Here is a 13,130-nt window from a genome sequence, read left to right on the forward strand (position 1 = left end):
GACCTTATATATAAATCTCAATAAATATGAAAATATTAGTTTGTATCAGTAACGTGCCCGACACGACGACAAAAATAACTTTTACCAACGATAATACCGAATTCAATACGGCAGGAGTGCAATATATTGTTAATCCTTACGATGAAATCGCTTTATCAAGAGCAATTGAATTAACTGAAGGTGGCAAAGGTACAGTAACCGTGATCAATGTTGGTGAAGCGGCTAATGATCCAACGGTTAGAAAAGCACTTGCCATTGGTGCTGATGATGCTGTTCGTGTAAATGCCGCGCCGCGTGATGCTTACTTTGTTGCAAAACAAATTGCAGAATATGCCAAAGATAAAGATTTCGACATGATCTTAACTGGTCGTGAATCTATTGACTACAACGGGAACCAGGTTGCAGCAATGGTGGGTGAGTTTTTAGATATCCCTTCTGTTTCCATCATCAAGAAACTGGATTATGATGGAAGCTCGGCTACCATTGAAAGAGAAATTGAAGGTGGTAAAGAAGTCGTGACCGTTTCAGGCAAATTTGTGGCAAGCTGTGCCGAGGGTGTTGCCGAGCCAAAAATCCCAACCATGCGTGGAATCATGAGCGCCAGAACCAAACCCTTAAATGTAGTAGAAGCCGTAGCGATTGAAGAGGTAACTAAAGTTGCCAAATATGAAACCCCTGCCCCACGCGGCTCTGTTAAATTAGTTCCTGCAGATCAGGTAGAATCGCTGATTGGCTTATTGCACAGCGAAGCTAAAGTCATTTAATGCCTAAAGCCCGAAAAGGAACTTAGTTAAATAATCAAATCGTTTACACACATCCGAATAAGGATCAAGAAATAAATATATGTCAGTATTAGTATATGTAGAACAGGCTGAAGGTAAATTTAAAAAATCTGTTTTTGAAGCAGTTTCTTATGCCAAAGCCATTGCCGATCAACAGTCAACAAATTTAACCGCTATTTCCATTGGTGATGTTGCTGAAAGTGAATTAAAAGAATTGGGAAAGTACGGTGCTGCTAAGGTATTAAATGTAAGTGCAGACCAGTTAAAAACTTTTGTTAATCAGGCTTATGCCAGTGTAATCGCTGCCGCGGCTGAAAAAGAAAGTGCTGATATTATTGTGTTATCCAACTCATTCTCTGGAAAAGGGTTGGCTCCCAGGATTGCAGTAAAACTTAAAGCTGGATTGGCTGATGGTGCCGTTGAACTACCTAGTAATGATGGTAAATTTTCGGTTAAGAAAACAGCCTTTTCCGGAAAAGCTTTCGCCGTTACAGAACTGACTTCTGCCAATAAAGTGATTGCACTGAACCCGAATGCATTTGGAGTAAAAGAAAATCCAACAGAAGTGACAGTTGAAAACTTTGCTACAGAAATTAAACAATCAGACCTCGGAACTGTTATCAAGGAGATTGTTAGGGCTACTGATAAAGTTTCATTGCCGGATGCAGAATTAGTGGTTTCTGCAGGAAGAGGCTTAAAAGCACCTGAAAACTGGGGAATGATTGAAGAATTAGCAGGCTTACTGGGGGCAGCAACAGCTTGTTCAAAACCAGTATCTGATGCAGACTGGAGACCTCACTCTGAGCACGTTGGTCAGACCGGAATTTCTATTAGTCCGAATTTGTACATTGCTATCGGGATTTCCGGTGCGATTCAGCACCTTGCAGGTGTAAGTTCATCTAAAGTGATTGTAGTGATCAACAAAGATCCGGAGGCACCTTTCTTTAAAGTAGCGGATTATGGAATTGTTGGTGATGCTTTTGAAGTAGTACCTAAATTAATTGAAGCTTTAAAAGCCCATAAGGGATAATTCAATCATGTCATCCTGAGCCTGTCGAAGGATTATCCAAAATATTTCGACAAGCTCAACATGACATCAGCAAATATGAAAAAAGTTAAGTTAGATATCGTAGGTTTATCTTACAGCCAGACCCAATCTGGTGCCTATGCCCTTGTTTTAGGAGAAGTAAATGGACGGAGACGTTTGCCCATCATTATTGGTGCATTTGAAGCGCAAGCCATTGCGATAGAGATTGAGAAGATGACACCCAGCAGGCCCTTAACACATGATTTATTTAAGTCAATGGCCGATACTTTTCATATCAACATCGAGGAAATTATCATTTATAACCTGGTTGATGGTGTTTTTTATGCCAAGTTGATCTGCAATGACGGTAAAAACAAGCATGAGATAGATGCGAGAACATCAGATGCCATTGCTTTGGCTGTTCGTTTTGATGCCATGATTTACACCTATGAGTTTATCCTTTCTTCTGCAGGGATTGTTATTGAAGGCAATGACTTTTTGTTTCTGGAGAATATGGATTCCATCGCCAAAGAACCTGAAGCAGATAGTACACCAACCATAAACAAACAACAGGGCTTTAATGACTTATCAGTGGAAGAACTGCAGCAAAAATTACAGGAAGCCATAGCTGATGAAGCTTATGAAAAAGCGGCAAGGTTAAGAGACGAACTGAATAAAAGAGGTACATCATAACTCGCATGATGACATTAAATCCGGTATTTTTCATAAAATAACCAAAAGTTAAAATTGCCCAGATTATTTTAAATAATTTGGGTTTATTTTTGAATAATGTTTCAAATTAGTTCTATATTCAGCCTTTACTTTAAAAAATCAAACTAAACTATTATTATGAACGTTAAGTTTCGCTTAACTATAATGAGTTTCATGCAATTTTTTGTGTGGGCTGCCTGGTTAATTACCATTGCAAATTACTGGTTTGGTACCAAACAATGGGATGGTGCTAATTTTGGAATTATTTTTTCTACAATGGGTATTGCATCGCTGTTTATGCCAACCATCACAGGCATCCTGGCCGATAAATGGATCAACGCAGAAAAACTGTATGCCATTTTACATCTTCTCTACGCTGCTACCATGTTTTACCTTCCACAGGTAAATGATCCCCATACATTTTTTTGGGTGATATTGGTGGCCATGTGTTTTTATATGCCAACCATTGCATTAAGTAATTCCATCAGTTATACTACCCTAAAAAATGGAAATTTCGATGTGGTAAAGCACTTTCCGCCCATTCGTGTATGGGGAACAGTGGGTTTTATCGTAGCCATGTGGATTACGAACTTAACAGGCAATAAAGCCAGCGCAAATCAATTCTACATTGCAGGCATAAGTGCTTTGTTTCTGGGTATTTATTCATTCACACTTCCGGCTTGTAAACCATTGAATCTGATTAGTGAGAAAAAAACATTCGCCCAAAAATTAGGACTGGAATCATTCAGGCTTTTTGCAGATTATAAAATGGCTTTGTTTTTTATCTTTTCCATGTTTTTGGGTGCCGCTTTACAATTAACCAATGCCTATGGCGATGTTTTTTTGGATGAATTTAAATTATTTCCTGTTTTTGCAGAATCTTTTGTCATCCGTTATTCCACCATTATTTTATCCATTTCACAAATATCAGAAACACTCTTCATTCTGGCTATTCCATTCTTTTTGAAAAGATTCGGAATTAAATGGGTAATTGCAATTGCGATGTTTGCCTGGGTGTTACGCTTTGGTTTGTTTGCATTTGGTGATCCGTCGGCCAACTTATGGATGATCATTACCTCTTGCGTGGTCTATGGCATGGCCTTCGACTTCTTTAATATCTCAGGATCATTATTCGTAGAAACTTCTACCACGCCTAAAAACCGTTCATCTGCGCAAGGTTTATTTATGATGATGACCAATGGTTTTGGAGCTGTATTCGGAAGCCTGGTTTCCGGCTGGATGATTAATAAATATTTTACAACTTATTACAGCAATATTGGTTCACTTTCCAGGTATGTAAAAAGTAATGAAGACAACATTCACTTGCTTAAATTTTTAAAAGACAAAGGGATCAGTGTTTTAAAAAATGGCGATTTAAGCAGGTCATTAGATGTTAAAGACTGGCATAATATCTGGCTTGCTTTCACTATTTATGTACTGGTCATTGCCATTGTTTTTGTACTTATTTTTAAACACAAACACACCAAAGCTGAAGAGAAAGCTATTGAGGCCATTAGTCATTAATTAACGCTCAAAATTACATATGTCATCTGGTAAGTATAGAAAAGAACATGATTGCCTCAATTGTGGCGCACATGTAGAGAAACACTATTGTAGCCAATGTGGCCAACCCAATTTAGAACTTAAAGAAAGTTTCTGGGGCTTCATTAGCCACAGTATTGCACACTATTTCCATTTTGATAATAAGTTTTTCCAAACACTCTCCCCTCTCTTAACAAAGCCAGGTCAGGTTACACTTGATTATTTAGCTGGGAAAAGAGCCCGGTACATCAATCCGGTAAGTATGTATATTTTCGTATCGATTGTATATTTTTTGGTGGTATATTCTCCAAAACATGGCGAAAAAGATACGGACAATGTTCATGTTAATATTGAAAAGAAAAAAAATCAAAATGTAACAGACAGTGTAAACAAAGCATTAAAACTTACTGGAATACCTAAAAAAATTGCTAATAAAGCCACTAAATCGATTGATGAGGCAATCAAGAAAGAAGAATTTATTGCATTGGGCTTTGCCGATCAGGAAAAAGAATTAAACAGACTAAAAGCAGAAAATACCAGGTTAAAATCTGATTCTATAGCAAATAGGATTGAAGATTTTAATGAGATCCACATTGAAAGGAACGACAGTACCTATGCTGCCTATCTTCTACGCCAGAAAAAAATGTCTTTAGCCGAGCAAGACAGTTGGTATGAAAAATTGATTAAAAAAAGGGCAATTACTATTGGGGAGAAATCTGAAGTTATCCAGGAGACTTTAGAACATAACAGGCCAAAACAATATTTTTTATTGATGCCTTTGCTGGCAGGGTTCATTATGCTCAATTTTAGAAAAAATCATATTTACTATTTAGATCACCTGATTTTTACCATCCACGGAATGATGGTTTATTTTATCGTCTCCATTATAACCAAGCCAATCATGATACATGTATTTGGAGAGGATTCTTTTTTAACTAAAATTATAGAGATCGGCGTGACCATTTATTTATTTTGGTATATGTTTAAGGCACTCACCGTTTTTTATCAGCGTAAAACGTGGAGCACAGTCTTTAAAATCTTTTGGATTTTAATTCTTTATGCAGTTGCCTTTAAGCTATCAGAAATGGCGATGATTAATTTAATTTATTATGTAGCTACTTAGACTTAATATTCGTGCTGAACTGTTTCAGCATCTTTTATGCTGTACAACATATATAATAAGACCCTGTAATAAATTCAGAGAGACGACTGTTCAAGATTTAACGCCATAAAAAACCCACTCGACATTATCAAGTGGGTTTTTTATGATTTATCATAATTATTTTCTGTCTTTCAATTCAACAAATTCTCTATCGGTTTCACCAACGTAAATCTGACGTGGACGACCAATTGGCTCTTTGTTTTCATGCATTTCTTTCCATTGTGCAATCCATCCAGGTAAACGGCCTAAGGCAAATAATACCGTAAACATTTCAGAAGGGAAACCTAACGCACGGTAAATAATACCTGAATAGAAATCTACATTCGGATAAAGTTTTCTATCAATAAAGTATTGATCAGTTAAAGCAGCTTCTTCCAGCTTCTTCGCAATCTCTAAAATTGGATCATCAATCCCCAGGTTTTCTAGAATATCATCACAGGCTTTTTTAATAATTTTAGCACGCGGGTCAAAGTTCTTATAAACCCGGTGTCCGAATCCCATCATGCGGAAAGGATCGTTTTTATCTTTTGCTTTGTTAATCCATTTTTCTGTATCTCCACCGTCAGCTTTAATTAACTCCAACATGTCAATAACAGCTTGGTTTGCGCCACCGTGAAGCGGACCCCAAAGTGCAGCAATACCTGCAGCAATAGATGCATATAAATTACAATCAGAAGAACCTACAATCCGAACAGTTGATGCAGAACAATTCTGCTCATGATCAGCATGTAAAATCAGCAATTTATTCATGGCATTTACCACAATCGGATTTACATCATAATCTTCTGTACGTTGTCCGAAAGTCATCCAAAGAAAATTGGTTACATAATCATATTTATTTTTCGGATAAATCAGCGGGTGACCCAACGATTTTTTATAAACAAACGAAACTATCGTCGGAAATTTAGCTAAAAGCTTAATGATGGTCAGGTTTTGCTCTTCTGCAGTCTGATTTGGCTTTAAACATTCCGGATAAAAAGTTGATAACGAGAATATTAATGAGCCCAGCTGCCCCATCGGATGAGATCGTGATGGATATCCGTCAAAAAATTTCTTCATATCCTCATGGATGAGGGTATGCCTGTTAATTTCAGCCTGAAAATCTTCTACCTGTGTTTGTGTTGGAAGATCTCCGTATATGATCAAATAAATTACTTCTAAGAAACTGGATTTTGCGGCAAGCTCTTCAATTGAATAGCCCCTGTATTTAAGAATACCTTTTTCACCGTCTAAAAATGTGATTTTACTTTTAGTTGAACCTGTATTTTTAAAACCAGTATCTAAGGTTACAAAACCAGAAAGATCCCTTAATTTTGAAATATCTATGGCTTTTTCATCTTCAGTTCCTGTAATTACTGGCAATTCTAACGTCTTACCATCAACTTTAATCTCTGCAATATCTGACATATTATTGTATTGTGTTTATAGCTTTCTAAATTATATAAAATTAATATACGTGCATAACAAATCTGTTAAATTAATATGAACAATTAGTCAGAAAGACGTAACAATCATGCTTAATTTAATATAAAACCGATTTTCTAATTTGCTTTTAATTCTTCTGTAACCCTACCACATTCCAGCATTTCATTTCCATAATATGGGTTTCTGATTTCCTTTTCCGTAGATAGCCAATCGCCGCCATCTCCTTTATTAGCCATAGGGCAGTGTTGAACAAAAATTGTTCCTTTTTCTATTTCTGCACTTTTCATCAATGCAATCAGGTCAGAACTTAAAATGGTAAAACCTTTCCGCTGATCAATAAGATTTCCACTGCCTGCTATTTTACCGGCAACCTCAGCTGTAGGTTCACATCCTTCAAAATCAGCCAGGCTCTTCTGTAAATCTGCGGCATTTTTTTGAGTAAGCTTCTCATCTGATTTAACCAGGGCATTTTTTAGATTCACATACTTGATCAGGATATCTTCTTTCTTTTTATCTTTAATAGAAACCTGGTTATTTTTACTCAATGTATCTGATTGTATAGAATCAGTTCTACCTGCCGACTTTTTTTCTGATTGGTTGCAAGCAATAAAAGTGAAGAGTATGGCAAGTCCGAATATTTGTTTCATGGTATTTGGTTTTGGGTTCAAAATAGGTAATTTAATATTAAATAAACGAAAAAAGCCCCGCAAATTGCGAGGCTTTCAAATTATATGATGTTTTAATTATAATTTGAAATTATAAGCCAGTCTTAAAGCATACTGACCTGTTTTTCTGAAATAGGTTGTTGAAGCGCTGTCATTCACATAACCTTCATACCTGATGCCGGCATCAAAACCGCCAAATTCATAGCCTAAACCACCAGAGTAGATAAAGTTTGTTTTAGCACCATCCTGGATAGCGAAACCTGCACCAGCTTCAGTAGCCAGATACATTCTTTTAATAGGAAATACTTTTACACCGCCTTTTGCCGGAATGAAATCAGCATCTACCGCATTGTCTTTTGCAACCAATTTGGTGTAACCACCTGATGCAGTAACTGCCACGTAAGGAGATAAGTCCCATTGTAATTTCAGATCTGCTCCATATGCATAATCCATTGGCGATTTATCGCGAAAAACACCGCCATTAACACCTACACCCACTTTGAAGGCCATACCCTTCGGAGCCGGATTTGGATCAGGTTCTGTCATTGTTTGGGCACTTAAGCTTGTTGAAGCAAAAATTGCAACAGCTGTTGCTGCTGTTGCGAAGATTTTAGTAATCGTTTTCATATCAGATAAATTTAAGTTATTAATAAGGTTTTGATAGATATACGTAAAATAATTTCATCCAGATTTATTTATTTTCATTTTTTTCAGAAATGATGATAAATAAAAAAAGCCCTGGCTGTTGCCGGGGCTTTCTGTAATGAATTATATGATCTTACAAATTAAATCCATAAGCTAAACGTAAGCCAAAGAAACCAATGCTACCACCGTCTCTTGATAAACCTTCATATTTAACGCCTAAATCTAAACCATTACTCCAAGCATAACCTACAGCTGGAGAATATACGAATGAGGTCTTGCTTCCAGAATTAGTACCAAAACCAGCACCCAGTTCTGCTAAACCGTAAACACCTGCCCCAGAATCATTAAAAAAGTACTTTGCACCAACTTTTACAGGGATATAACCAAAATCCGGACCATCAACAGTTGCATTACCTACTTTGAAGTCTTTAGCAAACATGCGAGTATAACCAGCAGTAACAGGAATTGATAATTGCTTATCAACATCGAACTGATAACGAACATCCACCCCACCAACAAAATTATAAGCATCATTTGTTGGGATACCTGCAGTTAGTCCTATTCCTAATTTTTGTGATTGTGCATTTGCATTAGTCGAGAAAAATAATGCCACTACAGCTGCTGAAGTAGCAATAATTTTAGTAAATGTTTTCATGAAATATTATTTTTAAGTTAAATAAATATATCATCATAGTTACAAAACCTATGCCAAAAGCAATGTCAAAACAACTTTTAGGAATTTAAAGACCAAACATCCTTATTTTAAGATATTTATACTTTTGAGTAGATTTTATCCGTAATTTGCTGTGTGAGCGCCTGGGCAGGAAAAGATGCATCAAGCCAGTGAATGTTCACCTGATCCTTCTCCATCTTTCTGAAAAAAGTATTTTGCCTCTTGGCATATTGGCAAATGGCTATGCCAAGTGCAGACTTTAATTCCTGATAGTTGAGCAGTCCATCCAGATAATTGGTTATAAATTTATATTCTAAACCGTAAAAGACTAAAATATCTTTCGGAACACCACCGGCTATTAACGACTCCACTTCTTCTATCATCCCATTTTCAAGCCGTTGATCCAGACGCGATAAAATCTTTGCCCTGGTAATTTCGATTTGATTCTTTAAACCAAAAATAACGGGCCTAATTTCAGGTGTTATCTTCTCTTTAATATCATGGTTTTTTAAGTAAGCTGCAATTTCTATTGCCCTGATCAATCTCTTTCTGGAGGATCGGTCTGCATGAGCGGTATGTGCTTCCGGATAATTGCTTAACAGCTCCACCAGTTGATCCTTTTCAAAAGATAACAATTCACTTCTTAAGGCATCATTTATGGGGATAGCAGTATATGGCTGATTTTGCAGCAAGCTATGGATATACATTCCGGTTCCACCACATAGAATTGGCCATTTGTTTTTTGATTTGATCGTTTCAAATGCATGATAAAAATCATTTTTGAATGCATCTACATGATAACGTTCGCCAGGATCCAGGATATCAATCAAGTGATGCGGAATAATTTTATTGTTAATTTTATATTCATGGAGATCCTTTCCGGTTCCAATATTCATTTTTCTGAAAACCTGGCGACTATCTGCACTGATCACCTCGCCGTTTAACTGACCGGCTACCTGTACGGCGAGCCTGGTTTTTCCTGATGCCGTTGCACCCAGAATAATGATTAAATTATAATCTGCCATTTTAAAACTCCAGGATAAATTTATAACTACCCGTATTAAAAACCAAAGGATGAAATGAAACAGACACCTGGTCCTTCCTGAGTTTCCGGTTCAGGTGTTCATCCAATAGAAATTCCTGAGGTTCAAGTAAACCAGTTGGTTTAAAACCAAGTGTTGCATAAGCCTCACCCGCTGACCAGTCTCTGTCGGCATACGTCATTAAATCATTGGGCTTTTGAATAGCATGAAAATGCGAGATCAGCTTACTTAAGCCACCTGTAACTGTATAACCCGCTTTTACGGCAAACCTGATTAACTCCGCTGACTGATAATTTTCGGTGTGGTTCATTCTCCGCAGTGCCGAAAAAGTAGCTACTGCAACCAGGTGTTCCCCTTCAAATAAGCCCAGCTTATACCGGCTGCTCACTGCGCCCTGCAAATGATTTTCATTGATAAAATGATCAGCAATTGGCTTTGCAATTTTATTCACCTTTGTTTTTCTGCCATGAATCCGTTCATTTAGCCCAAGCAATGATTTTATTCTGGCCAATACCTGTGCTGGCCGGCTTACCCAGATATCTTCCCAAAGGTGGATGAGTTTCATTCCGGAATTATTGTATTTTTCCTGCAATTGAATAAGGTCAGCAGGCCGAAAATGATTCTTAAGATTGATTAGATGAATGGCAATGTGATTTTCGCTGAATAAAATTAAGCTGAAATTATCTTCAACAAAAAAATGGCATTTCAATCCCGAATCCTCTAATCTGGATTTCAGTTGATCATGCCATTCGATGTTATTTTTAGATGAAAGGTGATTCAAAGATGCTATTTTATGCAACAATAATGCTGTCAGCAAATTTAGCTATCAAATCATTAAATCCACTCTTTTTCTTTAAAGTTCGTATGAATAATTTCAATAAAGTTTTGTACCTCACTTAATTTATGATCGTCTAAAGCAGTAATTTGAAATCCCGTTTTATGATCATCGAACTGGTGCAAGCCAGATATATCAGCCGTAAATTCTGCTGTATTCAGCTTCACTTCAACTTGATCTCCATTAATATAAATGCCTATAAAGAAACGTTCTGTAATTTTTCCTTCAGAAGTTTCGATATTTTTTTCGCTGTAGAGGTCATATCCGGTTTCAGAATTTTCATGAACGGTATAACCGCGTGTGGCATAAGGTTGTACTCCGGCCCTAATGGTTTGAAAAATTTCTATAAGGTCTGTTTTCATAATTTAGCTGCGTTTAAAATTAAACACAGTGTGAGCATTATTGTTTAATTTATTCTTCCTGCCACCAATTTGTATCAGGCAGATAGCTATTTAACCGGATGGTTTCACCCAGCCTCGGTGTCACCAAACGCAATCCATTTTCCTTTGCGGCCTTTACCACCCTATTTATCGGATCGTTCCAGGGATGCATGGACAAACTAAATTTGCCCCAATGCACCGGTAATAAAACTTTAGCCTGAAGATCAATTGCAGCTTTCACCGTTTCTTCCGGAAACATATGAATATATGGCCAATAGGCGTCATATTGCCCGCATTCTAAAATCGCCAGGTCAAACGGACCATGCGCTTTACCTATTTCAGTAAAATGGGTATCGTATCCGGAATCTCCACCAAGGAACAGTTTTGATTGGGAGGTTTCCAATACAAATGCAGACCACAGGGTTTGATTTCGTTTAAACTTCCTTCCTGTAAAATGCCTGGCAGGCACTGCTGTAAACTTTAGGTCTTCAGCTAATGAAACCATTTCATGCCAGCAAAGTTCATGGATTTGATCAGCAGATACCCCCCATCTTTGTAAATGCGAACCCACACCAATGGAAGTGACGATTTTTTTAACATGGGGTATAAGGGTTGAGATTGTTTGAAAATCCATATGATCATAATGATCATGCGTGATGAGCAGGACATCAATATTTTTAAATTGCGCGGCCTCCACAAAATCTGTTCCCGGGAAAGCCTTACTTCCTATAAATGAAAAAGGTGAGGGTACTTTACTAAATACAGGATCGACCAAAATGCGGAGATCATTTATTTTAATCAGGTAAGATGAATGTCCAAACCAGATCACTTCCGGCAAATGTTGATCCGGTACAGCATCTATATCAGGCTTAACAGATTTTAATGCTTTAACTGGAATCTTATTGGGATGATTTTCAAAGAAAAATGCTTTCATTATGGTAAAGAAACTAATCCCTTCCGGCTGCATGGGGGTAACAGATAAGTTTTGTAAGGCACCATTGCGGTAATTCGGTAAATGACGAATTTTATCTAGCCTTAAACCACTGGGTAAACTTCCGAAAACAGGTAGATTGATAACAATTAAAACCAATATGGCAATGGCTACAATAATATAAAGGATGATCATGTTCTATAATTAATCCGTAAATGTAGTTATTGCAGAAAGTATTATGTACAACAAGCTGATCGTTCAGTGCTTTTTCACTTTATTCTTACAAAAAACTAGTTATTCATCTATTTGGATCAGATTATTTTTATTCAGGCTTCCCGGCGAAATTCCATACTGTCTTTTAAAAGCCGTAATAAAATGTTGTGCATTTTTATATCCTACCAGAAAAGCAACCTCGTTTACTGTTTTCTTCTCCTGCAGGAGCAGGTGCTGTGCTTTTTCCATCCTTAATTTATAGAGATAACCAAAAACAGTATAGCCGGTCAGTATTTTAAAACCTTTCTTGAGTTTAAAATCATTAATCCCGGCCCGACGGGATAGCTCAATCAATGAACCCGGACGCTGCAAATTATTTTCAACCAGCTGTTTGGCAAACATAATTTTCATCAGATCATCTTCCTTAATTGGTACAGCTGCAGGCTCTTTTTTCTGCAGGTAAAAAATAATCAATTCGAACATTCTGGATTCCAGAAAAATCCGCTCCACCCGTCCCTGGTATGAATAACTTTCTAAACGATTAAGCCACAAGCCTACTTCTGGGGTTAATAGATGTTGTTGAATCGTTTGATGATCTTTTAACTCCTGATTGGTAAGATTTTGAAAATAAGATGTTGTTAGCTGAACATATACGTAACAAGCCTTTTTGACAGCACGAATTACCAGGGGTTCAAGCCGGCCTGATAAAACATAATACTGGTTTTTAGCTATGTTGAGTAAATAACCGGTATTGGTGGACTTGTTAAAACTTATCTTGCCATCTATACAAAAAAGGAAGCCGATATGATGAGCTGAAGATTCATATAAAAAATCTTCAACGCCCTGATTGGCTATTTCAACCCTGCTGATGTGAACTCCGTCAAACCATTTTTCCTTTAATTTAATCTTATAATTATGGGTTTGAATTTGCTTCTCCATTTCTTCTATATCCTCCTTGATCTGGAAGTTATCCTTGTAAACCTGTTCATGGATGGTATGTTGTGATGCATACGCTGAGAGTTTAATTTTCATTTAGTTAAATTTTATAAAGGTTATCACAGGCATTAGTGTCTTTATCATATGCTGTTTTTAATCC

Annotated in this window: 14 protein-coding genes; 5 read left to right on the forward strand and 9 right to left on the reverse strand. The window is 37.0% G+C overall.

The window, feature by feature from the left end:
* Positions 1-26: 26 nt before the first annotated feature.
* The 5 genes from CBW18_RS11340 (at position 27) to CBW18_RS11360 (ending at position 5,185) form a co-directional block, all read left to right on the forward strand.
* Positions 27-764, forward strand: coding sequence for an electron transfer flavoprotein subunit beta/FixA family protein (locus CBW18_RS11340; protein ID WP_029284248.1), 738 nt, complete (start codon positions 27-29; stop codon positions 762-764).
* A 79-nt stretch (positions 765-843) separates the two neighbouring features.
* Positions 844-1,812, forward strand: coding sequence for an electron transfer flavoprotein subunit alpha/FixB family protein (locus CBW18_RS11345; RefSeq protein ID WP_088301451.1), 969 nt, complete (start codon positions 844-846; stop codon positions 1,810-1,812).
* A gap of 75 nt (positions 1,813-1,887) precedes the next feature.
* Positions 1,888-2,502 (forward strand): bifunctional nuclease family protein, encoded by a 615-nt coding sequence (locus CBW18_RS11350; RefSeq protein WP_088301560.1) that lies wholly within the window; start codon positions 1,888-1,890, stop codon positions 2,500-2,502.
* A gap of 156 nt (positions 2,503-2,658) precedes the next feature.
* Positions 2,659-4,044 (forward strand): nucleoside permease, encoded by a 1,386-nt coding sequence (locus CBW18_RS11355; RefSeq protein WP_088301452.1) that lies wholly within the window; start codon positions 2,659-2,661, stop codon positions 4,042-4,044.
* Positions 4,045-4,063: 19 nt separating this feature from the next.
* Positions 4,064-5,185, forward strand: coding sequence for a DUF3667 domain-containing protein (locus CBW18_RS11360; RefSeq protein ID WP_088301453.1), 1,122 nt, complete (start codon positions 4,064-4,066; stop codon positions 5,183-5,185).
* A gap of 156 nt (positions 5,186-5,341) precedes the next feature.
* Here the strand turns inward: CBW18_RS11360 and CBW18_RS11365 are convergent, their stop codons facing one another.
* From CBW18_RS11365 to CBW18_RS11405, 9 genes are all read right to left on the reverse strand, one after another.
* On the reverse strand, positions 5,342-6,631 hold the full coding sequence (locus CBW18_RS11365) for a citrate synthase (protein WP_088301454.1): 1,290 nt from the start codon (positions 6,629-6,631) through the stop codon (positions 5,342-5,344).
* A gap of 134 nt (positions 6,632-6,765) precedes the next feature.
* A complete protein-coding gene (locus CBW18_RS11370; protein WP_088301561.1) occupies positions 6,766-7,296 on the reverse strand; it encodes a DUF3347 domain-containing protein in 531 nt (176 codons plus the stop codon).
* 96 nt (positions 7,297-7,392) lie between these two features.
* A complete protein-coding gene (locus CBW18_RS11375) occupies positions 7,393-7,941 on the reverse strand; it encodes a hypothetical protein (RefSeq protein ID WP_088301455.1) in 549 nt (182 codons plus the stop codon).
* A 151-nt stretch (positions 7,942-8,092) separates the two neighbouring features.
* Positions 8,093-8,614 (reverse strand): outer membrane beta-barrel protein, encoded by a 522-nt coding sequence (locus CBW18_RS11380; RefSeq protein WP_088301456.1) that lies wholly within the window; start codon positions 8,612-8,614, stop codon positions 8,093-8,095.
* A 116-nt stretch (positions 8,615-8,730) separates the two neighbouring features.
* Positions 8,731-9,657, reverse strand: a complete 927-nt coding sequence (miaA, locus tag CBW18_RS11385; RefSeq protein ID WP_088301457.1) for a tRNA (adenosine(37)-N6)-dimethylallyltransferase MiaA — start codon at positions 9,655-9,657, stop codon at positions 8,731-8,733.
* A 1-nt stretch (position 9,658) separates the two neighbouring features.
* The gene (locus tag CBW18_RS11390) at positions 9,659-10,456 is read right to left on the reverse strand and encodes a hypothetical protein (RefSeq protein WP_088301458.1); all 798 of its coding nucleotides are present in this window, start codon (positions 10,454-10,456) and stop codon (positions 9,659-9,661) included.
* A 53-nt stretch (positions 10,457-10,509) separates the two neighbouring features.
* Entirely contained in the window at positions 10,510-10,872 is a 363-nt protein-coding gene (locus CBW18_RS11395; protein WP_088301459.1) for a hypothetical protein, read from the reverse strand.
* Positions 10,873-10,921: 49 nt separating this feature from the next.
* Positions 10,922-12,016 (reverse strand): MBL fold metallo-hydrolase, encoded by a 1,095-nt coding sequence (locus tag CBW18_RS11400; protein WP_088301460.1) that lies wholly within the window; start codon positions 12,014-12,016, stop codon positions 10,922-10,924.
* A gap of 99 nt (positions 12,017-12,115) precedes the next feature.
* Positions 12,116-13,066 (reverse strand): AraC family transcriptional regulator, encoded by a 951-nt coding sequence (locus CBW18_RS11405; protein ID WP_088301461.1) that lies wholly within the window; start codon positions 13,064-13,066, stop codon positions 12,116-12,118.
* Positions 13,067-13,130 lie beyond the last annotated feature (64 nt).

It is taken from the genome of Pedobacter sp. AJM (assembly GCF_002197755.1).
In the GTDB taxonomy this organism is placed as follows: Bacteria; Bacteroidota; Bacteroidia; order Sphingobacteriales; family Sphingobacteriaceae; genus Pedobacter.